The sequence below is a fragment of the Dyella sp. ASV21 genome, assembly GCF_016428975.1.
GTDB lineage: Bacteria > Pseudomonadota > Gammaproteobacteria > Xanthomonadales > Rhodanobacteraceae > Dyella.
The window spans coordinates 90,172-111,813 of sequence record NZ_JAELTT010000006.1; the positions used below are offsets into that span (position 1 = coordinate 90,172).

At 64.4% G+C, this 21,642-nt stretch carries 20 protein-coding genes; 15 read left to right on the top strand and 5 right to left on the bottom strand.

Annotation, left to right across the window (positions count from 1 at the left end):
* Positions 1-170 precede the first annotated feature (170 nt).
* From JHD67_RS03845 to map, 4 genes are all read right to left on the bottom strand, one after another.
* Positions 171-722, bottom strand: coding sequence for a YfaZ family outer membrane protein (locus JHD67_RS03845; RefSeq protein WP_199097483.1), 552 nt, complete (start codon positions 720-722; stop codon positions 171-173).
* A gap of 173 nt (positions 723-895) precedes the next feature.
* Positions 896-3,550 (bottom strand): [protein-PII] uridylyltransferase, encoded by a 2,655-nt coding sequence (gene glnD / locus JHD67_RS03850; protein WP_343214296.1) that lies wholly within the window; start codon positions 3,548-3,550, stop codon positions 896-898.
* A gap of 123 nt (positions 3,551-3,673) precedes the next feature.
* Complete coding sequence (locus tag JHD67_RS03855; RefSeq protein ID WP_199097487.1) at positions 3,674-4,042, bottom strand: hypothetical protein; 369 nt, start codon at positions 4,040-4,042, stop codon at positions 3,674-3,676.
* A 104-nt stretch (positions 4,043-4,146) separates the two neighbouring features.
* Positions 4,147-4,911, bottom strand: a complete 765-nt coding sequence (map, locus tag JHD67_RS03860; RefSeq protein WP_199097489.1) for a type I methionyl aminopeptidase — start codon at positions 4,909-4,911, stop codon at positions 4,147-4,149.
* Positions 4,912-5,257: 346 nt separating this feature from the next.
* Between map and rpsB the strand changes: the two genes are divergently transcribed.
* From rpsB to JHD67_RS03935, 15 genes are all read left to right on the top strand, one after another.
* Positions 5,258-6,133, top strand: a complete 876-nt coding sequence (gene rpsB / locus JHD67_RS03865; RefSeq protein ID WP_199097492.1) for a 30S ribosomal protein S2 — start codon at positions 5,258-5,260, stop codon at positions 6,131-6,133.
* Between the two features lie 56 nt (positions 6,134-6,189).
* On the top strand, positions 6,190-7,068 hold the full coding sequence (gene tsf / locus JHD67_RS03870; RefSeq protein ID WP_199097494.1) for a translation elongation factor Ts: 879 nt from the start codon (positions 6,190-6,192) through the stop codon (positions 7,066-7,068).
* A 240-nt stretch (positions 7,069-7,308) separates the two neighbouring features.
* Positions 7,309-8,031, top strand: a complete 723-nt coding sequence (gene pyrH / locus JHD67_RS03875; protein WP_199097496.1) for a UMP kinase — start codon at positions 7,309-7,311, stop codon at positions 8,029-8,031.
* Between the two features lie 170 nt (positions 8,032-8,201).
* Positions 8,202-8,759 (top strand): ribosome recycling factor, encoded by a 558-nt coding sequence (gene frr, locus JHD67_RS03880; RefSeq protein ID WP_199097498.1) that lies wholly within the window; start codon positions 8,202-8,204, stop codon positions 8,757-8,759.
* A gap of 17 nt (positions 8,760-8,776) precedes the next feature.
* Positions 8,777-9,517, top strand: a complete 741-nt coding sequence (gene uppS, locus JHD67_RS03885) for a polyprenyl diphosphate synthase (RefSeq protein ID WP_199097500.1) — start codon at positions 8,777-8,779, stop codon at positions 9,515-9,517.
* Between the two features lie 13 nt (positions 9,518-9,530).
* A complete protein-coding gene (locus tag JHD67_RS03890) occupies positions 9,531-10,352 on the top strand; it encodes a phosphatidate cytidylyltransferase (protein ID WP_199097502.1) in 822 nt (273 codons plus the stop codon).
* Entirely contained in the window at positions 10,349-11,539 is a 1,191-nt protein-coding gene (locus JHD67_RS03895; RefSeq protein WP_233171611.1) for a 1-deoxy-D-xylulose-5-phosphate reductoisomerase, read from the top strand. Before JHD67_RS03890 ends, JHD67_RS03895 begins: the two co-directional genes overlap by 4 nt.
* Positions 11,540-11,561: 22 nt before the next feature.
* Positions 11,562-12,908 carry an RIP metalloprotease RseP gene (gene rseP / locus JHD67_RS03900; protein ID WP_199097507.1) on the top strand — a complete coding sequence of 449 codons (1,347 nt, stop codon included), beginning with the start codon at positions 11,562-11,564 and terminating at the stop codon, positions 12,906-12,908.
* A 216-nt stretch (positions 12,909-13,124) separates the two neighbouring features.
* Positions 13,125-15,620, top strand: coding sequence for an outer membrane protein assembly factor BamA (gene bamA / locus JHD67_RS03905; RefSeq protein ID WP_199097509.1), 2,496 nt, complete (start codon positions 13,125-13,127; stop codon positions 15,618-15,620).
* A gap of 118 nt (positions 15,621-15,738) precedes the next feature.
* Positions 15,739-16,767 carry a UDP-3-O-(3-hydroxymyristoyl)glucosamine N-acyltransferase gene (lpxD, locus tag JHD67_RS03910; protein ID WP_199097511.1) on the top strand — a complete coding sequence of 343 codons (1,029 nt, stop codon included), beginning with the start codon at positions 15,739-15,741 and terminating at the stop codon, positions 16,765-16,767.
* Positions 16,760-17,233, top strand: a complete 474-nt coding sequence (gene fabZ, locus JHD67_RS03915) for a 3-hydroxyacyl-ACP dehydratase FabZ (protein WP_199097513.1) — start codon at positions 16,760-16,762, stop codon at positions 17,231-17,233. Before lpxD ends, fabZ begins: the two co-directional genes overlap by 8 nt.
* Positions 17,230-18,003: an acyl-ACP--UDP-N-acetylglucosamine O-acyltransferase gene (gene lpxA / locus JHD67_RS03920; RefSeq protein WP_199097515.1), complete on the top strand. Its 774-nt coding sequence runs from the start codon at positions 17,230-17,232 to the stop codon at positions 18,001-18,003. The genes fabZ and lpxA overlap by 4 nt, the downstream gene beginning before the upstream one ends.
* Positions 18,004-18,079: 76 nt before the next feature.
* The gene (gene lpxB, locus JHD67_RS03925) at positions 18,080-19,294 is read left to right on the top strand and encodes a lipid-A-disaccharide synthase (RefSeq protein ID WP_199097517.1); all 1,215 of its coding nucleotides are present in this window, start codon (positions 18,080-18,082) and stop codon (positions 19,292-19,294) included.
* A 46-nt stretch (positions 19,295-19,340) separates the two neighbouring features.
* Positions 19,341-19,928: a ribonuclease HII gene (rnhB, locus tag JHD67_RS03930; RefSeq protein WP_343214297.1), complete on the top strand. Its 588-nt coding sequence runs from the start codon at positions 19,341-19,343 to the stop codon at positions 19,926-19,928.
* Between the two features lie 439 nt (positions 19,929-20,367).
* Positions 20,368-20,577 (top strand): hypothetical protein, encoded by a 210-nt coding sequence (locus tag JHD67_RS03935; protein ID WP_199097521.1) that lies wholly within the window; start codon positions 20,368-20,370, stop codon positions 20,575-20,577.
* Between the two features lie 43 nt (positions 20,578-20,620).
* Here JHD67_RS03935 and JHD67_RS03940 read toward each other — a convergent pair.
* Positions 20,621-21,642: amino acid permease (locus JHD67_RS03940; protein WP_199097523.1), on the bottom strand; the 1,022-nt coding region annotated here is incomplete at its 5' end.

Genomic DNA, 21,642 nt, shown 5'->3' on the forward strand with positions numbered 1-21,642 from the left:
TTCACTTGCCTGGGAATCGGTGGGTCGCGGCGGCGATGGCCACGCCGCGCGGCGGATAGGACGCATGATTCTGACAAGATTTGGCCCGGCTCGCGAGCCAAATGCCGCCAGCCGGGCCAAATGCAGACAAACGGCAAGGTCCCAAAACCCCGACGCCTCGAACGCGAAAGTTACAGCCCCACGCGAATGCCGAACATCGGGCCTTTGTACAGATCGCGGCTGCCGGCGTAATCGAAGGTGGTGCGCATGTGGCGATAACCGCCGTACAGCGAGAAGCTCGAGTTGATCCACACACGCAACTGCGCGCCGTAGTCGTAGCCGTGGTCCATATCGCCGTTGGTCAGCCCCGAGGGCGTATAGAACCCGTAGCCGCCGATCGACAGCCAGCGTATGCCGGTGGGAATGTCCAAAGAGCCGCCCAGGCCCACGCCGCCACCGGAGCCGTAACGGGCATCCTGGTACTGGTAGCGCGCGCCCACTTCCCAGTGGATGTCACGCGAGGCAGGCACGATCATCAACGCGGCGGAGTAGATATTGGCATCGCCGCGACGATCCTCGGTCTTGAGGTAACCCAGGTCGGCACGCAAACCGCTGGACAGCGGCACGCCAAAGTCGATGCCTACCGAGCCATCACCACCACCGGCAGTGACCGACGTGGCGTAAGCGGGAACACAGGAGAGAAGGCCCGCCAACAGGGCGAGCGAAAGCTTGCAGGTCTTCATACAGCGAATGATTCCTTTGAAACGACGCAATGGCCGCGCTTGGCGATGCAGGTCGCCACGGTCGCGGGTGGGGTATGAGAAACGATGGCAGCGGAACTGCCAAGCACCGCGCATAGCGGCAGCTTACTCATCGGCCTGCGCAGGTTGTCGGCATCGGACGTGCCTACTTGATCTCAGGCGCGCCTGCCGGTGCCCAGCGTGTCGAGCAAGGCGTGCAGCAGGCGATCCTGCAACTCGATGCTCAACGGCGCATCGTGACGATCGGTAACCAGGAAAAAGTCTTCCACGCGTTCGCCGAAGGTCGCGATGCGCGCATCGTGCACACGCACGCCAGCCTGAAACAGTGCTTGCGCCACGGCGGCCAGCAGGCCCGGACGATCACTGCACACCAGCGCAAGACGTGTACGCCCCGCCACCGTGCTGAAGGAGATCTTGGGTGCCGCCTGGAAGTGCTTGAGGTGCCGCGACATGCTTCGGCGCGAAGGCTGATGCAGATGCCCCGGCTGCGCCAAGGCGCGATGCAGGCGCTGTTTGAGTTCTTCCGCGCGCTCGGCCGATGCGGGTTGCTGCGAGTCCGTTTCCAGCAGCAGGAACGTGTCCAACGCCATGCCGGTGGGTGAGCTGAGGATGCGCGCTTCCATCACCGAAAAATGCAGTCGATCGAGCATGATCGCCACCGCGGCAAACAAACCGTCGCGATCGGGCACATAAACGAAAAGCTCGGTGGTGCCACGCACCGACTGCGGGTGCACGGCCACCAGCGGCGTGGCCCCATGCGCACGCAGAATGGCCGAGGTCTGCCAGGCAATCTGCTCCGGGCGATGACGCAGGAAACTCTGCTCAGGAAAGCCGCGCCAGACGCGCGCGCTGGCATCGGCAGAGAAGCCCTCGGGCTCCAGTAACGACAACGCCTGTTCGCGACAGGCGCGCACACGCGCGGCGGCATCGGCGGGCAACTCATCCTCGCTGCGCAAGGCGTAGCGCGTGGCCGTATAGAGATCCGCCAGCAGGCGATCCTTCCAGCCATTCCACAGCTTGGGACTGGTGCCGATGATGTCCGCGATGGTGAGCAGGTATAGATAATCCAGGCGCTCGGGGTTATCCACCGTCTCGGCGAAACGTTGCACCACGTCCGGGTCGGTAATGTCCTGGCGCTGCGCGGTGGTGCTCATCAGCAAGTGCCAGCGCACCAGCCAGGCGATCAGCTGGATATCTTCCTCCGGCAGGCCCAGGCGGCGGCCGAAAGCGAGCGCCTCCTCCTCGCCCAGCACCGAATGATCGCCGCCGCGCCCCTTGGCGATGTCGTGGAACAACGCGGCCAGCAGCAGGAGCTCCGGCTTGGGCAGCATCGGCCAGATTTCGCAGGCGATCGGAAACTCCGTCCGCGCCGAGGTATCGGCGAAGCGGGCCACGTTGCGTAGCACGCGCAAGGTGTGTTCATCCACGGTGTACACGTGGAAAAGGTCGTACTGCATGCGTCCAAACACTGCCCCGAAGGCCGGCAGGATGGCCGCCAGCAGGCCGTGCCGATTCATGCGCCACAATGCTTCCACGGCCGGCGCGCCCAGCTTCAACAGGCGCAGAAAAGCCGCCAGCACCGCCGGATCGTCGGCGAGGCTGCGTTCCAGCGCTGCCGTCGCCTGATGGATGCGGCGCATGGTATCGGCAGTGAAGCCCACAATGCCCGGCTCTCCCAGCCGCACGATAAAGGCTTCCACCAAGGCGGCAGGGCGACGCATGAACAACTCCGGGTCGCGCACCGCCAGCCGCTTGCCGTAGCGGACGAAATCATCGCCCACCGCCTGCGGCTCTGCCGGTGGCTCCAGCATTTCCTCGAAGCGCTCGGCGATCTGCACGCCCAGCCGCTCTACCTGGCTGGCCGCGCGGTAATAGCCCTGCATGAACTGCTCGACGCCCAGGTTCTTCTCGTGTTCGTCCTGGAATCCCAGGCGTGCGGCCAGTGCACGCTGGTAGTCGAACAACAGGCGTTCTTCGGCGCGCCCGGCCTCCAGGTGCAGCGCATAACGATAACGACGCAACGTAGCCTCGGCCTGCTCGAGCTGGTCCTTCTCGGCCGGATCGAGCAAGCCTTCCGCCACCATGTCGTCGAAGTCGTCCGCATGCGCCACTCGACGCCCCAGCCAGCGCAGCGAATCGAGTGTGCGCAGGCCGCCTGGACCATCCTTCAGATTGGGCTCGAGATTGTAGGCGGTGTCGTTGTAGCGGGCGTGGCGCGCATCGCGCTCGGCCAGACGTATCGCGAGGTAGGCAGCCGGCGGCCACAACGCCGGGTCGCGGATGATGGCGTTGAGCCCCTCTTCCATCGCGGGGTCGCCAGCGAGCCGGCGCGCGTCGAGCAGGCTGGTGAACACGCTGGCATCCTGCTTGGCCAGGGCGCGACATTGCGCGAGATCGCGCACCGCATGCCCCACCTTGAGACCGATGTCCCAGAGCGTGGCGAAGAACTGTTCGAGCGCACGCAGCCGCGCCGGATCGGAAGGCCCGACCAGCGCGAGCAGATCCACGTCGGAACAAGGAAACAGCAAGCCGCGTCCAAAGCCACCGACGGCGAACAGCGCCGCGTCCACGACATCTCCCAGGCAGGCCGTCCACACGTGCACCACGATGCGCTGCACCGAATCGCCGCGACGCTGCGCGAGCGCGCTGGCATCGGCACCGTCGCGAAAGGCGGTAGCCAAGGCGCGATCCACGTCACCCAGCAATTGGCGCAAGGCGTAACGCGCTTCGGTCGACACGCCCGAACGCGGCACCGCAAGCGGCAGGCGCGGCAAGGGCGGAAGGCGGATCGGCGAGGGAGAGTCGGTCACGGGGCGCGGCGCCATCGGGCTCAAGCAGGCGTCAACGATAGCAAGCGCGGTGTACGAAAAGGCAGCGGCCCGACCTGTGGCGATGAAGGCCCGCCGAGGATCGGCGAGCCTCCAATGCTGGGTTTACAGCGGCTGCGACGTGCACATCGCCATAGAGGAAGCGGAGCCGATGAACTGATAATTGGCGTCCGTTACCGTCACGCTGGCCTGGATGCGCCCCTGCTTCTTGGGGCAATAGAACATGCAGGTGTCCTGGTCCGTACAGTTGGCTGGATAGATGGCATCCGTACCATTGCTGTTGAACGACCAGGCGTAATGCAGTGGTGCAGGCGCGCCGGAGGCGGACACCGTCACTTCGCAGATATCGCTGCCGCCACAGTAAAGCGACACGCCGTTCCCTGGCAAAGCCTGGGCTGACGTCGGCAGCATGCTCAAGGCCAGTCCGGCGACCATGAACGCACCTACAGCAAACACGCTCAAAAGTTTGCGCACTTCCCTACCCTCCATTGGTCAGTTACCTCACCCCGAAGCGCGATCGTCGCACGTACTTGCGACCGGGGTGTCTAGACCGGGTGAAGGCGAAACTTATTGCGGGCTTACAGGTCGGGCCAGGGCGTGAGGATCTCGAAACCGTCGTCGGTCACGGCAATGGTGTGCTCCCACTGCGCCGAAAGCGAGTGATCCTTGGTAACCACGGTCCAGCCGTCCGGTAACTGCTTGGTTTGCGGCTTGCCGGCGTTGACCATCGGCTCGACCGTGAAGGTCATGCCCTTCTTCAACTCCAGACCCGTGCCCGCACGGCCGTAATGCAGCACCTGCGGCTCGTCGTGATAGACCTTGCCGATGCCATGACCGCAGTACTCGCGCACCACCGAGAAGCCGGCCGCCTCGGCATGCTTCTGGATAGCCGCACCGACGTCGCCCAAGGTGGCACCGGGGCGCACCGCCTCGATGCCGCGCATCATGGCCTCGAAGGTGGTGTCCACCAAGCGCTTGGCCAGCACCGAGGGCGTACCGACGAAATACATGCGGCTGGTATCGCCATGCCAGCCATCCCGGATGACGGTGACATCGAGATTGATGATGTCGCCGTCCTTGAGCACCTTGCCCGGGGTCGGAATGCCGTGACAGATCACGTGATTGACCGACGTACACAGCGTCTTGGGGAAGCCGTTGTAGCCCACGTTGGCCGGAATGGCCTTCTGCACCTTGGTGATGTGCTCGTAGGCCAGGCGATCCAGGTCTTCCGTGGTGACACCAGGCTTGACGTGCTCCTTGAGCATGGCGAGCACTTCGGCGGCCAGCTTGCCGGCCTCGCGCATGGCCTGGATGTCTTGGGGGGTTTTAAGGGTGACTGCCATAGTTCCACTCACATGGCGGCAATTGCCCAGAAATCCAGCAACTTGCCGCGCCGCCGGCGTACCGGCTACAATTTCGAAGTTTTGCTGACCCGACATACCCATTTCGCATGGGCCCATCCGGTCGTCGCAAAGCGAAGGGAGATTGTAACCGCGTTGCGGCACAAGCTCCCAAGTCCTTGATTGGACAACCAAACGCCACACACGCATCGGCACCGTCTTCGGGGTGCCTCGGCCTGCCTTCCACATCATAAGGCGGCCTTGGTCGAAGCCGGGGATGCGTGGAGGTCCCAACCCCTGGGCACGATCCCTCAACTATCGGGACAGCCCTACAATTTGGAGTTACACCATGGCTCAAGTCACCATGCGCCAGATGCTCGAAGCCGGCGTTCATTTCGGTCACCAGACCCGTTACTGGAACCCGAAGATGGCCCCGTACATTTTCGGTGCGCGCGGGAAGATTCACATCATCAACCTCGAAAAGACGCTGCCGCTGTTCACCGACGCGATGAACTTCCTGTCGGCGATCGCGCAGAAGCGTGGCACCGTGCTGTTCGTCGGCACCAAGCGCTCCGCCCGTGAGCCGCTGGCCGAGGAAGCCGCACGCGCCGGCATGCCGTATGTCACCGCCCGCTGGCTGGGTGGCATGCTGACCAACTTCCGTACCGTCAAGCAGTCCGTGGCTCGCCTGAAGGAACTGGAAGCCGCCGAGACCGACGGCAGCTTCGACCGCCTGGTCAAGCACGAAGTGCTGGCCCGTCGTCGCGAGCGCGACAAGCTCCAGAATTCGCTGGGCGGCATCAAGGACATGAACCGTCTGCCCGACGCCCTGTTCATCATCGATATCGGCCACGAAGACATCGCCGTGCAGGAAGCCAAGAAGCTTGGCATCCCGGTCATCGCCGTGGTCGACACCAACTACAACCCGGAACTGGTCGACTACGCCATCCCGGGTAACGACGACGCCATCCGCGCCATCCAGCTGTACGCCCGCGCTGCCGCTGACTCCATCCTCGAAGGCAAGGCTGCCGCTCCGGCCGCCGCCCAGGGCGACGCCAACGAGTTCGTCGAACTGGACGAAGAGGGCAACCCGGTTGCCAAGGAAGAGCGCAAGGCTGCCCCGCGCCGTGACGACCGCAACAACCGCGGCCCGGCCAAGAAGGGTGCCGGTGCACCGCGCGGCGGCCGTGGCCGCGGCCGCACCGACGAGGCGGAAGGCGAGTAAGCCATCCCTGCCCCGGCCTTCGGGCCGGGGCGCATCAAAGCTCTTGAGGAACCCAGATGACTGCCATTTCTGCAAAACTGGTTAGCGAACTGCGCGAGCGCTCCGGCGCCGGCATGATGGATTGCAAAAAGGCGCTGGTCGAGAACAACGGCGACATCGACGCCGCGATCGAGTACCTGCGCAAGACCGGCCTGGCCAAGGCCGACAAGAAGGCTGACCGCGTGGCCGCCGAAGGCCGCATCGCTACCGCCCAGGCCAACGGCAAGGCCGTGCTGGTCGAAGTGAACAGCGAGACCGACTTCGTTGCCAAGGCGCCGAACTTCGTCGAATTCACCAATGAAGTGGCCCAGGCCGTGCTGGCCTCCGGCGCTACCGACATCGACGCCGCCAAGGCTGCCGCCTTCCCGGGCGCCGACAACGTCGAGTCCGCCGCCAAGGCCCAGACCGCCACCATCGGCGAGAAGATCGAAGTGCGCCGCGTTGCACACATCGCGAACGATGGCCCGCTGGCCACCTACTCGCACGGCGGCAAGATCGGCGTGATCGTGGCGCTCAAGGGCGGCTCGGAAGAGCTGGCCAAGGGCATCGCCATGCACGTGGCGGCCATGAACCCGCCGCACGTCAAGCCGGAAGATGTGCCGGCCGAGTTCATCGCGAAGGAAAAGGAAATCGCGCTGAGCCAGATGACCGAGAAGGACAAGGCCAAGCCGGCCGACATCCTGGAAAAGATCATCTCCGGCAAGATCAACAAGATCGTTTCGGAAGTGACCCTGGTTGGCCAGCCCTACGTGCTGGACACCAACGTCACCGTAGGCGATGCCCTGAAGAAGGAAGGCGCCGACGTCGTGGCCGTGGCCCGCCTGGTGGTAGGCGAAGGCATCGAGAAGGTGCAGGAAGACTACCTGGCCGAAGTCGCCAAGGCGATGCAGGTCTAAGACCCCGCTTTACCGGGTCAACGCGAAGAAGCCGCGGGAAACCGCGGCTTCTTTGTTTTATGAAAGCCCTTGCCATCCATCGCGCCCCTGCGAGGCGGCCTGCCGCTCGCTCCCCACCCCGGCGCCAACGCCGCGACTGGCCTGGGTTTTCTCCCCCTCCACGGCAGCACAGCAGTCTTACCCGCTCGCGTCGCTGTCGTTACAATACGCACGTTTTGCCCCACACAATCCGGAGACCCCATGAGCGCACCGCTTAATTACCGCCGCATCCTGCTCAAACTCTCCGGCGAAGCCCTGATGGGCGAAGCCGATTACGGCATCGACCCCAAGGTCATCGGCCGCCTGGCCGACGAAATCATCGAAGTACAGAAAGCCGGCGTACAGATCGGCGTCGTCATCGGCGGCGGCAATATCTTCCGCGGTGCGGGCCTGGCCGCAGCCGGCATGGATCGCGTCACCGGCGACCATATGGGCATGCTGGCGACCGTGATGAACGCACTTGCCATGCAGGACGCCATCGAACGTCGTGGCGGCTACGCCCGCGTGATGAGCGCCATTCAAATACACGACGTGGCCGAGGACTTCATCCGCCGCCGCGCCATCCGCCACATCGAAAAGGGCCGCATCGCACTGTTCGCGGCGGGCACCGGCAATCCGTTCTTTACCACCGACTCGGCGGCCGCGCTGCGCGCCGTGGAAGTGGGTGCGGACCTGCTGCTCAAGGCCACCAAGGTGGACGGCGTCTATACGGCGGACCCGGCCCGCCACGCCGATGCCACCCGCTACGACAAGCTCACCTACGATCAGGTGATCGAGCGCAAGCTGGCGGTGATGGATACCGCCGCCATTGCACTGTGCCGCGATCACGGCATGCCGCTGCGCATCTACGACATGACCGTACCCGGCAACCTCATGCGCATCATGCGTGGCGAGGACATCGGCACCCTCGTGTCCGAGAACTGAGCTACAAACCACCCGGCCTTCTCCCCATCCGGGAGAGGGTCAGGGTGAACACTGGCGTCGCCTTGCGCAGGCCATGGCTGCACGGGCCTGCGGAAGTGGAGGTCGCCAGCCCAACGCCCCGCAGCCCCCTGCTATACTCGTGGGCTTGCACGGTTTGAGGGGTGTTTCCCATGCTTAACGACATCAAGAGCGATGCCCAGACCCGCATGGGCAAGAGCATCGACTCGCTCAGGCACAGCCTGACGCGCCTGCGCACCGGTCGCGCAAGCACCGCCCTGGTCGATGGCATCAAGGTGCCGTACTACGGTTCGGACATGCCGCTGAACCAGGTGGCCACGGTCGCCCTGGGCGATTCGCGCTCCATCATCATTACCCCGTTCGAAAAGACCCTGGTCGGGCCAATCGAAAAGGCCATCATGGCTTCGGATATCGGCATTACGCCGAACACCGCCGGCATGACCATCCGCCTCAACATGCCGCCGCTCACCGAAGAGCGTCGCCGCGAGCTGGCCAAGCACGTGGCGCATGAAGGCGAGGAAGCCAAGATCGCCATCCGCAACGTGCGTCGCGACGCCATGCAGCAAGTCAAGGACCTGCTCAAGGAAAAGCTCATCACCGAAGATGACGAGCGCCGCGCGGAAGACGAAATCCAGAAGCTCACCGATCGCTTCGTGAAGGATGTCGATAGCGTCGTCAAGAACAAGGAAGAGGAGTTGATGGCGCTGTAAGCGTCATCACCCTTCCCATGACCAGCGCCGATTCCGCGCGGGTTCCGCGCCACGTCGCCATCGTGATGGATGGCAACGGCCGCTGGGCGAAACTCCGTCATCGACCACGCACGTTCGGCCATAACGCCGGACGCAAAGCCGTGCGCGATGTAGTGGAGGGCTGCCTGCGCCAAGACGTCAAGGTACTTACCTTGTTCGCGTTTTCGAGCGAGAACTGGCAGCGCCCGCAGGACGAAGTCGGCGCGTTGATGGAATTGTTCGTGCGCGCCCTGGACAAAGAAGTGGACGAGTTGCACGACAACGGCGTGCGCATCCGCTTCGTCGGTGACCTCAGCGCTTTTGACGGCGCCCTGCGCCAGCGCATGACTGGCGCCATGACACGCACCGCCGGCAACGACGCCCTGCACCTCAATATCGCCGTGAACTACGGCGGCCGCTGGGACATCGTGCAAGCGGCACGCAAGGCTGCCGAATCAGTCGCACGAGGTGAACTGCGCGCGGACGAGATCGACGAGCACCTGCTTGGCCACTGGATGTGCCTGGCCGACCTGCCACCGCTGGACTTGTTCATCCGCACCGGCGGCGAATGTCGCGTCAGCAATTTCCTGCTGTGGCAATTGGCGTACGCTGAGCTGTATTTCACCGACACCCTCTGGCCGGATTTCGACCAGGCTTGCCTGAAGCTGGCCATCGAAGACTACGCTCGCCGCGAACGCCGCTATGGCAAGACCGGTGACCAGGTCGCCCGAAAGGCGTAACCCAAGGATCTGCATGCTGCTCCAGCGCACCCTCACCGCTCTGCTCCTCGCTCCGTTGGTGATCGGCCTGATCCTGCTGACACCGACCTGGCTGTTTGCCCCCATCATCGCCCTGACCTTCCTCGCTGCGATGTGGGAGTGGACGCGCCTATCCGGTCTCAAGAAAACGCTGTCGCGCGGTGCGGTGCTCACCGTCACCGCCGCCCTGCTGGTGCTGAGCTGGCTGGTGCGCGATCTCTCGCCGTGGTGGCCGCTGTTGATCGGCGTGGGTGTGGCCTGGTGGGTCGCGGTCGGCCAGTGGCTGCGCCACTTTGCGTTCGGCGCCGCGCCAACCCGCGAGAACTCTCTGATGAAGCTTGGCGCGGGCCTGCTGGTGATCGTGCCGGCATGGGTCGCTGCGATGTCCATCCATGGCTCGGGCGAACATGGTCCCGCGTGGACGCTGCTCGCCTTGCTCGTGGTGTGGGCCGCCGATATCGGTGCCTATTTCAGCGGCCGCCTGTTCGGCCGGCGCAAGCTCGCCCCCACCATCAGCCCCGGCAAGACCTGGGCAGGTGTGTACGGGGCCTTCGTGGCCGGCGCCATCGTGACCCTGGTGGGCGGCCTGCTGCTCGATGTGAGCGGCGCCAAGCTGGCTGGCCTGCTGGTGCTCTCGGTCTTGACCGTGGTGGCCTCCATCGTGGGCGACCTGTTTGAAAGCCTGATGAAGCGCCATGCGGCCGTGAAGGATTCGGGCAACCTGTTCCCCGGCCATGGCGGCCTGCTCGATCGCCTCGACAGCGTATTCGCCGCACTGCCCGTCTTCGCTGCCGGCAAGCTGCTGCTGGGCCTATGAGTACCATGGCACTACGCAAGGTCGCCGTGCTTGGCGCCACCGGCTCGATCGGCGGCAGTACGCTCGATGTCATTGCCCGCCACCCGGAGCGCTTTCGCGCCACCGTACTGACGGCACACAGCAATGTTTCCGCGCTGGTCGAACGGTGCCTCCAGCATCGCCCCGCATTGGCCGTGATCGCCGATGCCAGCCTGGAAGGCGAACTGGCGCGTCGCCTTGCCGCGGCGGGTGTGCGCTGTGACGTGGCCAGTGGCCATGACGCCATCACCGAGGCGGTGTCCGGCACGCTCTGCGACACCGTGGTTGCCGCGATCGTGGGTGCCGCCGGCCTCGACTCCACCTTGGCTGCCGCCCGCACGGGCAAGCGCCTGCTGCTGGCGAACAAAGAATCCATCGTGATGGCCGGCCCGCTGCTGCTGGAAGCGCTGGCAACCGGTGGCGGCGAACTGATCCCGGTGGATTCCGAACACAACGCCATCTTCCAGTGCCTGCCCGGCGGCCGCCCGTCGCTGGATGCCAGCGGCGTGCGTCGCCTGATCCTTACCGCATCCGGTGGCCCCTTCCGTGGCCGCAGCCGCGCCGAACTGGCTGCTGTCACGCCGGAGCAGGCGTGCAAGCACCCTAACTGGGTGATGGGCCGAAAGATCTCGGTCGATTCGGCCACCCTGATGAACAAGGGGCTGGAAGTCATCGAGGCGCACCACCTGTTCGGCGCCCCCGCCGAGCGCATCGAAGTACTGGTGCACCCGCAGAGCCTGGTGCATTCGCTGGTGGAATACGTCGACGGCTCGGTGTTGGCCCAGTTGGGCAACCCGGATATGCGCACAGCTATTGCGCATGCGCTGGCCTGGCCTGATCGCATCGACGCGGGCGTCGCCCCGCTGGACTTGGCCGCCTCCGCGCCGCTGGCTTTCCAGGCGCCGGACCTGGCCACCTTCCGCTGCCTGGCGCTGGCCTTTCAGGCGCTGCGCGCCGGGGGCGACGCGCCGGCGATTCTCAACGCGGCCAATGAGGTCGCAGTGGAGGCGTTCCTGGCCGGTGGACTGCCCTTCCTCAGCATCGCTGATCTGGTTGAGAGCGTACTTACGGAACTGCCGGCGCAGCCTGTGGTCGATGTCCAGACCCTGAATGAACGTGACCGGTCGGCCCGCGACGCCGCCCGTCGCATCCTTCGCAACGCGTGCTGACAAGCCTGATAAGCTCTTGCAGATGAATCCTATCCTCGGCTCAGTGTTTTGGTTGCTCGTCACGCTTGGCGTGCTGGTGACCTTTCACGAATTTGGTCACTACTGGGTCGCACGCCGCTGCGGCGTCAAAGTGCTGCGCTTTTCGGTGGGCTTTGGCAAGGCGATCTGGAAGCACGTAGGACGCGATGGCACCGAATACCAGGTGGCCATGATCCCGCTGGGCGGCTACGTGAAGATGCTGGATGCCCGCGAAGGCGAGGTTGACCCCGCCCTTGCCGGGCAGGAGTTCACGGCCAAGCCGGTGTGGCAGCGCATCGCCATCGTTGCCGCGGGCCCCGCCTTCAACCTGATCTTTACCTTGGTCGCGTTCTGGCTGATGTTCCTCATCGGCAAGCCGGACGTAGCGCCCATCGTATCGGCCGCGCCGCAGAGTCTGGCCGCCGAGGCCGGCATCCGCAGCGGCGATCGCATCCTGAGCGTGAATGGCCACGCGGTGGCGACCTGGAGCGACTCCATGGACGTCATTGCCAATGGCATGCTGGGCCGTGAACCGCTGCCGCTCGCCGTGCGCGGCACCGATGGCGCCGAACGCAGCGTCACCCTGCCGCTGAATGAACTGCCGGCCGGCCAACCGATCGATCAGTATTTCGACAGGCTCGGCCTCAAGCTGGCCCCGATGGCTCCGGTGATCGGCGCCGTGCTGCCGGGCAAGCCCGCCTCGCTGGGTGGCATGCAAGGCGGCGACCGCATCGTCAGCGTGAACGGCCAAGCCGTCGATACCTACGAAGCCTTCCAGAAGCTGGTGCCGGCCGAAGCAGCCAAGTCGCCCGCGCTATCCATCGTCGTCCAGCGCGGCCAGCAGACGCTGCCGCTGACCGTTACGGCGCGCATGGAATCGCTGGAGGGCCAGCCCTCCAACTGGGTGATCGGCGTAACCGCGATGGAACGTGAACAGGCGGTGCTTCGCTACGGGCCGCTCAAGGCCATTGGCGCCACGCTGGAAACCACCTGGAACAGCACCGCCAACACCTTCAACATGATTGGCAAGATGGTCACCGGGCAAGCGTCCACCAAGAACCTCTCGGGGGTGATCGGTATCGCGCAGGTGGCCAATGTGTCGGCAAGCATGGGGGTGGGCTGGTTCTTCAGCTTCCTCGCCATGGTCTCGCTCAGCCTGGCCATCCTCAACCTGATGCCGATCCCGGTCTTGGACGGCGGTTGGCTGCTGTATTACCTTATTGAGTTGGTCAAGGGCAGCCCTGTCAGCGAACGCGTCATGATAGCCGGTCAGTATGTCGGCCTCGTGCTGTTGTTCACGTTAATGGGACTGGCCTTCTACAACGACATCCATCGCTTCCTGCCCTCGTGACGCGCGCCGACTTTGCTGAAAGTCGCGCGGTTGCCGGGGGTTGTGGCGTGTCCGGGACGCACGCGGCGACGTGCGCGCACCAGGGACCTAGCGATGGTTTACCCGACGCATCTGGGCATGATGCAAGCACCCTTTCAAGGCTGGGCTCGTCCTGGCTTCACGTATTGATCGGGGCGGTTTCGGCCGCCTCATCGGAATAAACCAACGGAATCGACGATGAAGCGTATCGCCGCCCTGATCCTGCTTGCCTCCCTGTCCGCCAATGCTCTTGCGTTCGATCCGTTCGTCATTTCCGACATCCGTATCGATGGCCTCAGCCGTATTTCCACCGGTACCGTCCTCAATTACCTGCCCATGGGCAAGGGCGATCGCCTGACCAACGATGGTGCCCAGCGCGCCATTCGCGCCCTGTATCAGACCAAGTTCTTCAGTGACGTGCAGATTGATCGCGAAGGCGACATTCTGGTCATCAAGGTCGTCGAGCGTCCGTCCATTGCCAAGCTCAACATTCGCGGCAACAAGGACATCAAGGAAGAGGATCTGCGCAAGGGCCTGAAGGAGATCGGCCTGTCCGAAGGCGAAACCTTCGACCGCCTCTCGCTCGACCGCGTGCAGCAGGAACTGGTGCGCCAGTACTACAACCGCGGCAAGTACAACGTGTCGGTCGAACCGCACGTGACCAATCTCGATCGCAACCGCGTGGCGGTCGACATCGAGATCCGCGAAGGCAAGGTTGCCAAGATCAAGGAAATCAATATCGTCGGCAACCAGGCGTTTACCGATAAGGACATCCGCAAGGGTTTCGAATCGGATACGTCCAACTGGATGTCCTGGTACTCCAAGGACGATCAGTACTCGCGCGAAAAGCTCAGCGGTGACCTGGAGAAGCTGCAGTCCTACTACATGGATCGCGGCTACGCCGACTTTGGCGTCGACTCCACCCAGGTGACCATTGCGCCGGACAAGCGCTCGATGTACATCGCCGCCAGCGTCAAGGAAGGCGACATCTACACCATTTCCGATGTGCACCTGCTTGGCGAGCTGATCCTCCCGGAGGATTCGCTCAAGCAGCTGGTGTACGTGAAGAAGGGCGACACCTTCAACCGCAAGGCGGTCGAAGCAAGCTCCAACTCCATCAAGAGCATCCTGGCGAGCATCGGTTATGCCTTTGCCAAGGTCACGCCGGTGCCGAAGCTGGACAAGGACAAGCGCACCGTCGACCTGACGCTCTACATCGAGCCGGGCAAGCGCGTGTACGTGCGCCGCGTGATCTTCCAGGGCAATACCCGCACGGAAGACGACGTGATGCGCCGCGAAATGCGCCAGCTGGAAGGCAGCTGGTTCTCGCAGCCGGCTATCGACCGCTCCAAGATCCGTCTGCAGCGCCTGGGCTACTTCAAGACCGTCAACATCGACAAGGCGCTGGTGCCCGGCACCGAAGACCAGGTCGACCTGACGGTGAAGGTGGAAGAACAGTCCGCCGGCAGCCTGATGTTCGGCGTGGGTTACTCGCAGTACTCGGGCATCATCCTGTCCGCGTCGGTGTCGCAGAACAACTTCCTTGGCACGGGTGACAGCTTCTCGGTGGGCGCCTCGCGCAGCGACTACTCCACCAACATCAATGCCAGCTACTTCAACCCCTACCTCACCGACAGCGGCGTGGGTATCGGTTACAGCGCAGGTTTCACCAAGAGCAACTACGGCGACACCAACAGCACCTTCGTCAACTACGAAAGCTCGATGAAGTCGTTCTCGAGCTACCTGAGCTTCCCGATCTCCGAAACGGACAACATCCGCGCCGGCTTGGGCATCAGTAGCAACAAGATCAACCTCAGCTACCAGCAGCAGGTTCTGGACGTGAACGGCAACCCCGTTCTCGACCCGAACGGCAATCCGGAAACCTCGACGGTCAACTACTCGCCGCAGATCCTGATCGACTACCAGAACGCGCTCGGCCACCAGACGATCCACACCTGGGACGCCACGCTGGGCTGGACCCACGATACCCGCAACGGTTACTGGGCTCCGACGCGCGGCGGCCTGATCTCGCTGTCGACCGATATCGCCCTGCCCGGCTCCACCGTGCAGTACTACAAGATCTTCGGCGAGGCCAACCATTACTGGCCGATCGGCAAGGGCTTCGTGCTGTACCTGGATGGCCAGATCGGCTACGGCAAGGCCTATGGCCAGACGTTCGACTACAGCAGCGGCGACGGTCTCTACCAGGCAGGCGACAAGATCACCTTCCCGTTCTGGGAGAACTACTACTCGGGCGGCGTGCGCGACGTGCGTGGCTTCCAGGACAACACCCTGGGCCCCCGCGTCTGCGTGGGCACCACCACCAACGCGGCCGGCAAGATAGTTCCGATCACGCCGAACCCGGATGGCACCTGTACCGGCAGCGTGTACAGCTACGCGCAGCCGCTGGGTGGTGCGTTCAAGGTGCTGGGCACGGCCGAGCTGTACCTGCCGCTGCCGTTCCTCAAGGACATCAACACCGCTCGCGTGTCGTGGTTCGTGGACGTCGGTAACGCCTATACGAGCTACTCGACCTTCACCGCCAGCACCTTGCGCGTGTCCACCGGTATCTCGCTGCACTGGCAGGCACCGATCGGCCCGCTGATCATCAACTTCGCGGTACCGCTGCGCACCCAGCAGGATGACGGTCACTACGAAGAGCGCATCCAGTTCACCTTCGGCAGCCAGTTCTAATGGACTGAAGGGTCCGCACAGCAGGATCAGGGAAAGCGCGGCGCTGCCGCGCTTTCCTTTTTGGCGAGCCAGGAAAGCGCCTACGCCCTACAATGGCCCGATTGCAGGGAGCCAACGCATGAGCCTTTTCAACATTACCGTGGCCGAACTGGCCGAGCGCTTCGGCCTGGAATTTCGTGGCGATGGCGCGCGCGTCATCGATGGCGTCGGTACCTTGGCGGGCGCCGGCCCGACCCAGCTGAGCTTTCTCTCCAACAGCAAATACGCCTCCCAGCTGGCGGCCACCCGTGCCGGCGTGGTGGTCATGCGAGAAGAGAACACAGCCGAGAGCCCGGTCGACGCACTGCTGGCGAAAGATCCCTATGTGGCGTACGCCAAGATCGCCGCGTTGTTTGAGCGACTGCCCGCCGCCCCGCAGGGCATTCACCCCAGCGCAGTAGTCGCAGCGACGGCGCGCGTGGCCCCCACCGCCAGTATCGGTCCGGGCTGCGTGATCGATGATGGCGCGGTGATCGAAGACGGTGCGGTGCTCGGCCCCCATTGCATCATCGGCCCCGAGTGCACGGTAGGCGCGCACAGCCGTCTGGTGGCGCGCGTGACCTTGGTGATCCGCGTGACCCTGGGCAAGCGCGTCCTGGTACACCCCGGCGCGGTGATTGGCTCGGACGGATTCGGCCTTGCCTTTGACCGCGACCATTGGATCAAACTGCCCCAGCTCGGTGGCGTGCGCATCGGCGACGACTGCGAGATTGGCGCCAACACCACCATCGACCGTGGCGCGCTGGACGACACGGTGCTGGAAGAAGACGTACGCCTGGACAACCAGATCCAGATCGCTCACAACGTCTATATCGGCGCCCATACCGCCCTGGCCGGCTGCGCGGCGGTGGCCGGCAGCGCCAAGATCGGCCGTTACTGCATGATCGGCGGCAACGCCGGCGTGCTGGGGCATCTGGAAGTGGCCGACCGGGTTACCATTACCGCCAAGAGCCTGGTCACGCACTCCATACGCGAGCCAGGTGAATATTCCTCGGGCGTCCCGCTGCAGGAAAATCGACTGTGGCGTCGCAACGCGGCCCGCTTCAAACATCTCGACGAATACGTGCGCCGACTCTCGGCGCTGGAGAAGGACAGCAACAATGAGTGACCTCACCGTGCCTTTCCACCTCCCGGTGAACGTGGAACAGATCCAGCAGCTGCTGCCGCACCGCTATCCGTTCCTGCTGGTCGACCGCGTCGTCGAACTGGTGCCGGACAAGAGCGTGGTGGCCATCAAGAACGTGACCATCAATGAGCCGTTCTTCCAGGGCCACTTCCCGGGCCACCCGGTCATGCCAGGCGTGCTGATCGTGGAGGCCATGGCCCAGGCCGCCGGCCTGCTCACGCAGATCTCCAGCCGCTTGAAGGGCAATACCGGCAGCCCGCTGTTCTACCTCGCCAAGGTCGACAACGCGCGCTTCAGTGCCCCTGTGGTGCCCGGCGACCAATTGCGCCTGGAGGTGTCGCTCAAGCGCCTGCTGCGCAGCATGGGCCTGTTCGAGGCACGCACCGTGGTCGACGGCAAGGAAGTGGCGAGCTGCGAGCTGATGTGCGCCGCGAGGTCCGACAAATGATCCATCCCACCGCGCAGATCGATCCCTCGGCCGTTATCGGCGACAACGTCAGCATCGGCGCCTATAGCGTGATCGGCGCCGACGTGCAGATCGGCGAAGGCACGGTGATTGGCCCGCATGTGGTGATCGAGGGTCCCACGCGCATTGGCCGCGAGAACCGCATCAGCCAGTTCGCTTCGCTGGGCGGTGCCCCGCAGGACAAGAAATTCAATGGCGAACGCACCGAGCTGATCATCGGCGACCGCAACCAGATCCGCGAGTTTGTCACCATCAACCGTGGCACCGGCGACGGCGGCGGCGCCACGCGCATCGGCAACGACAACTGGCTGCTGGCCTATGTGCATGTCGCGCACGATTGCCAGATCGGCAACCACACGGTGTTCTCCAACTACTCAGCGTTGGCCGGGCACGTGGAGGTGGGCGACTGGGTGGTGATGGCCGGCTTCTCCGGCGCGCACCAGTTCTGCAAGGTGGGCGCGCATGCCTTCATCGGCATGGGTTGCCTGCTCGGCTCGGACGTGCCGCCCTTCGTGATGATGGCCAATGATCAGCGCGGCCGCCCGCGCGGCATCAACAGCGAGGGCCTCAAGCGCCGCGGCTTCGATGCCACCCGCATCTCGGCGATCAAACGCGCTTATCGCACCCTGTACATGGCCGGCCTTACCCTCGCCGATGCACGCGAGCAACTGATTACTCAGGCCGAGAACAGCGAGGACGTGCGCGCCATGCTCGACTTCCTCGACCGCAGCGAGCGCTCACTCGCGCGTTGACATGAGCCGCCGATGGGAGCCTTGCTCCTATCGGCGCATCACGCATGGGGGTTCGCTTTTGTCTCTGTTTCCAGCCATGACTCCCACCGACATCGCCCATCCAGCCCCTCTCATCGCCCTTATCGCCGGCGAAGACTCCGGTGACCAATTGGGCGCCGACCTGATCGCCGCGCTGCGACGCCGCTACCCGGGCGCACGCTTCATCGGCATCGGTGGCGCACGCATGAAGGGCCAAGGCTTCGACTCCTGGTACGACATCAAGGAGCTCTCGCTCTTCGGCTTTGCCGAAGTGGTGTCGCACCTGCCTCGCCTGCTGCGTCTTCGCAAGGAATTGGTTGCGCGCCTGATCGCCGCCAAACCGGACGTTGTCGTTGGCATCGATGCGCCGGATTTCAACCTCGGCGTGGAACAGCGCCTACGCGCAGCCGGTATTCGCACGGTGCACTACGTCAGCCCCTCCGTATGGGCATGGCGCGAGAAGCGCGCGGAGAAGATCGGCCGCAGTGCGGACCGCGTGCTCTGCCTGTTCCCCATGGAACCGGCGATTTATGCGCGGCACGGGGTCGATGCGCGCTTCGTGGGGCACCCGCTGGCGGACCGCTTCGCCCTGGTATCCGACCGCACCGGTGCGCGTGATTTCCTGCAGTTGCCGCAGAACGCTCCCGTGCTCGCCGTACTGCCGGGCAGTCGGCCCTCGGAAGTCGCCATGCTGGGTCGCGCATTCATCGACGCCGCCCAGCAAGTAGCGAAGGCTCTGCCTGGTCTGCGCATCCTTATTCCTGCCGCCAACGAGCGCGTGCGTGCCAGCCTGCAACAGCTGCTTGCCGATAACAGCGAACCCGACGTGCCGCAGCTGCTGGACGGCCACGCCCACGAGGCGATGCTGGCCGCCGACGTGGTGCTGCTGGCGTCGGGCACGGCCACGCTGGAGGCCATGCTGGCCAAGCGTCCGATGGTGGTGGGCTATCGCGTGTCGCCGATCAGCTACCGCATTGCCCGCGCCCTCAACATGCTCAAGACAGACGTCTATTCGCTGCCCAATATTCTTGCCCGTGCCAGCGGCATGGGCGCGGATGCGGTGCTGGTACCCGAACTGATGCAGGACGATTTCACCGCCGACAAACTGGCCCAGGCCACCCTGGCGTTGTTCAACGATAGCGAGCGCCGTGGCGCCATCGTGGCGGCCTTCGAGCAACTGCACATAGCGTTGCGTGGCGACCTGGATGGTCATGCTGGCGATCTGGCCGCCAACGCGGTGGGCGAACTCGTGGATGCCTCACGTGGCCGCTAAGCCGCACAGCACGCGCGCGGGCGCCGCCCGCACATCCACGGACGCCATCAACGATCGCCTGATCGCCGGCGTGGACGAAGCCGGCCGAGGCCCGCTGGCCGGCCCCGTGAGCGTGGCCGCTGTGATCCTTGACCCGTCCCGACCGATTGCCGGACTCAACGACTCCAAGAAGTTGACGGAGGCCCGTCGCGAGGCGCTCTATCCACAGATCATCGAGAACGTGCTGGCTCATTGCATCGTGATGGTGATGCCCGACGAAATCGATCGCATCAATATCTACCAGGCGACCATGACGGGCATGTGCCGCGCCCTCGCGGGGCTCGCCCCGGCCGCTGACGAAGCCTGGATAGACGGCAATGCCCTGCCCCGCGAACTATCCATTCCGGGCCGCGCGATTGTCGGTGGCGACGCACTGGAGCCGGCCATCAGCGCCGCCTCCATTCTCGCCAAGGTCACGCGCGATCGCTGGATGGTGGCGCTGGATCGCGAGCATCCGGGCTATGGTTTTGCCGAGCACAAAGGGTATGGCACGCCAGGGCATCTGGAAGCGCTCAAACGCCTGGGACCCTGCCCCCACCACCGGCGCAGTTTCGCACCCGTGAAACTACTGTTCGACCAGGGCACGCTGTTCTAGGCGGCCGCGTTGATATGGACGTCCATATCAACGTTCGTGAGCCGAAGCGCCCATGCAACCCGCACGCCACGCGGCACGCGTGCATGTAGGCCTCATGACCCACGTCACCGGCATGTCACGGAGTTAGAATAAGGTCGACCTACGGATAGCCGCGGCCGGTGCCGCGTTGCTGACAGAGTCAGGAACTAGCATCGTTCTCGGTCTCTAGCGAGATCAAGACGGTCGTCGATCGAAGCAACCTTTCGATCCGCCGCTGCATCCCAAGGGATACAGGAAGCGAAGCCATCGGGCCGCCCCACGCCCAGCGCCCCCAAACCGATATGCCTGATTCGACGGCACGGTGCACTTCTCTTCAGGGCAAGGATGCCGTTGCCGCCGAGTGGCTGTGCCGCACGGTGATCTGAGACACCTACGCGCATTCGACCGCAGGAGTTGTGTCATGACGCTTCCCAACCGCCCGCACACCGTTCCACTCAGCGATACCAGCCCGAACGTCACACCGTCATCGGCGCTCACACCTGACGAAATCGCAGCGATCGTCTCGGCGGAACGGCAACACCGCGATTACGACCTGCACCCGCTGCGGGTGCAGGGTCTGGACCACTACATCGATAGCCCCTCCGGGGACGAACGCTTCCACATCGGGTAAGCGCGAACGAGCTTGAGCGGCGGCAAGGCTCGCCCGTCGTCGCTCAACGCTGCGCGCGCAGGCGGCTGTGCCAGAAGCCGTAGGTCACGTAGATCAGCATGCCCAGTGCGGTCCAGCCGGCCAGCAGCAGCCAGTTGGCCAGGTTCATCTGGGCCAGCAGGAACAGGCACACGATCACGCCTAGCGAGCACACCACCGGTGCCGCCGGCACGCGGAACCCGCGCGGAAGATCAGGACGCGTGCGACGCAGCACCAGCACGCCCACGCACACCGTGGCGAATGCCAGCAGCGTCCCCATGGACAACAGATCGCCCAGCAGGCTCAGCGGGAACAGCGCCGCCAGCAGGCCACCGACAGCACCCACCAGCAAGGTCGAGCGATGCGGCGTGCGGAAGCGCTCGTGCACCGCGCCAAACATACGCGGCAGCAGACCGTCGCCGGACATGCTGTAGAGAATGCGCGCCAGACCCATGTGCATCACCAGGATCACCGAGGTCAGACCAGCCACCGCGCCGATCTGGGTGAGCAGCTTCAACCAGGCCAGCGACGGGTGGGCCGCCAGTGCCGTCGCCACCGGCTCGGCCGTGGCCAGTTGCTGATACGGCACAAGGCCGGTCAGCACCGCCGCCACGATGATGTAGAGCACCGTACAGATCGCCAACGAAATAAGGATGCCCGCCGGCACGTTCTGCTGCGGATTGCGCGTCTCCTGGGCCGCCGTGGCGACCGCGTCAAAGCCGATATACGCGTAGAACACACTGGTGGCCGCACGGAATACGCCGCTCCAGCCGTAATGCTCGCCGCCCTGGCTGGGCGGCACGTAGGGGTGCCACAGCGACGTGTCGATGTACTGCAGGCCGAACACCACGAACAAGATCACCACCAACACTTTCAGCACCACTACCACGCTGGCGAACATGGTGGACTGCCGGGTGCCTGCATAGAGCAGCGCGGTAATGGCCCCGACCACCAGCAAGGCCGGCAGGTTGATCAGGGCGCCGGTGGCCACGAAATGACCGTCCTTGAAACTCAAGGGAGCGTTGGCGAGCGCGGCGGGCACGTTGA